Origin of the sequence: Streptomyces sp. NPDC058964, assembly GCF_042741275.1 — a bacterium.
Lineage (GTDB): Bacteria > Actinomycetota > Actinomycetes > Streptomycetales > Streptomycetaceae > Streptomyces.
Map to the genome: position 1 here is coordinate 1 of NZ_JBHYKH010000932.1, position 1621 is coordinate 1621.

At 70.2% G+C, this 1621-nt stretch carries 1 protein-coding gene and 2 pseudogenes; all 3 read right to left on the reverse strand.

What is annotated here, in order from left to right:
* The coding region (gene trpS, locus ACFW2E_RS46510; RefSeq protein WP_384478137.1) for a tryptophan--tRNA ligase at positions 1-856 on the reverse strand (856 nt) is incomplete at its 3' end.
* Positions 857-926: 70 nt separating this feature from the next.
* Positions 927-1418: pseudogene (locus tag ACFW2E_RS46515) on the reverse strand (uracil phosphoribosyltransferase); the annotation flags it as partial.
* Positions 1418-1621 (reverse strand): annotated as a pseudogene (locus ACFW2E_RS46520) (hypothetical protein); the annotation flags it as partial. The pseudogenes ACFW2E_RS46515 and ACFW2E_RS46520, both read right to left, overlap by 1 nt.

A 1621-nucleotide genomic window follows, 5' to 3' on the forward strand; every position in this document is an offset into this window, starting at 1 on the left:
GGTACTGCTGGGTGCGGTCCCGGAAGGGGGTCACGAACTCGACCAGGTACTGCTGGGTGCGGTCCCGGAAGGGGGTCACGAACTCGACCATGACCTCCGCCACGTCCGTCTTGAGGGCGCCGTAGCCCTTGCCCGCGTACTTCTCCTCCAGCTCGGTGATGTCGGCTCCGGTGAGCACCGAGTAGATGGAGAGGAGGTTGCTGACGCCCGGCTTGTTCTCCCGGTCGAAGCGGATCACGGTGTCGGTGTCGGTGACCGCGCTCTTGACCTTCTTCGCGGTGGCCTTCGGCTCGTCCAGGAGGTTGATGAGGCCCTTCGGCGTGGACGCCGACTTGCTCATCTTGACCGTGGGGTCCTGGAGGTCGTAGATCTTCGCCGTCTCCTTGAGGATGTACGCGGAGGGGACGGTGAAGGTGTCGCCGAAGCGGCCGTTGAAGCGCTCGGCCAGGTCGCGGGTCAGCTCGATGTGCTGGCGCTGGTCCTCGCCGACGGGGACCTCGTTGGCCTGGTAGAGCAGGATGTCCGCGACCTGGAGTACCGGGTACGTGAACAGGCCGACGGAGGCGCGGTCGGCGCCCTGCTTGGCGGACTTGTCCTTGAACTGGGTCATGCGGGACGCCTCGCCGAAGCCGGTGAGGCAGTTCATGACCCAGGCGAGCTGCGCGTGCTCGGGGACGTGGCTCTGGACGAAGAGCGTGCAGCGGTCCGGCTCCAGCCCGGCGGCCAGCAGCTGGGCGACGGCCAGGCGGGTGTTGGCGCGCAGCTCCTTCGGGTCCTGCGGGATCGTGATCGCGTGCAGGTCGACGACCATGTAGAAGGCGTCGTGCGTCTCCTGGAGCGCCACCCACTGGCGCACTGCGCCGAGGACGGTCGTGGACGGCCTTGATCCCTTCGGGGGCGGAGAGCAGGTTCACGAAGACGATGTGCTCCTCGGGCACGCCGTGGTCGAGCAGGACGCCGATCGCGGCCAGCGCGGTGCCGCCGGTGGCGAGCATGGGGTCGAGGAGCAGCACGTGGCCCCGGTCGATGCCGGCGGGCAGCGCCGCGTAGTGCAGGTGCGGGAGTTTGGTGACCTTGTCCCGCTGGATCAGGATCTTGCCCAGGCGGGTCTCCGGCGCCATCACGCGCAGCTCGGACTCCATGCTGTCGCCGGCCCGGGCGATGGAGACGCCGAAGACCTGGGAGGCCAGGGAGAGGCCGGGGTAGGTCCGGCCGACCGGCGTGCGGACGTCGCGGGGCTCGTAGGGGAGCAGGTCCAGCGCGGCGTCGAGGAGCCCGCGGATGATCCGGTTGGCGGTGGGGACGAAGTCCTCCCGCCTGGCCTCGTGGTCCCGGACGATCGAGTGCAGGGCACGCAGCCGGTTGGTCTGGGGCAGGACGTGGGTCACGCCGCGGAGCGGCTCGGTTCGCGTGGTCATCAGGACCGGCTCCGCCCGTTCTCCGCGGAGACCCGGTCGAAGGCGGCGCGGGCCTCCTTCACGAACGTGCGCACCTTCTGGCGGTCCTTGCGCCGGGTGGCGGGGTCCTCCAGGCCGGTGTGCGCGTCCACGGCGGCGGGGCGGACGGCCTCGATGGCCGCCGCTACGTTCTCCGGGGTGAGCCCGCCGGCCAGCATCAGGGG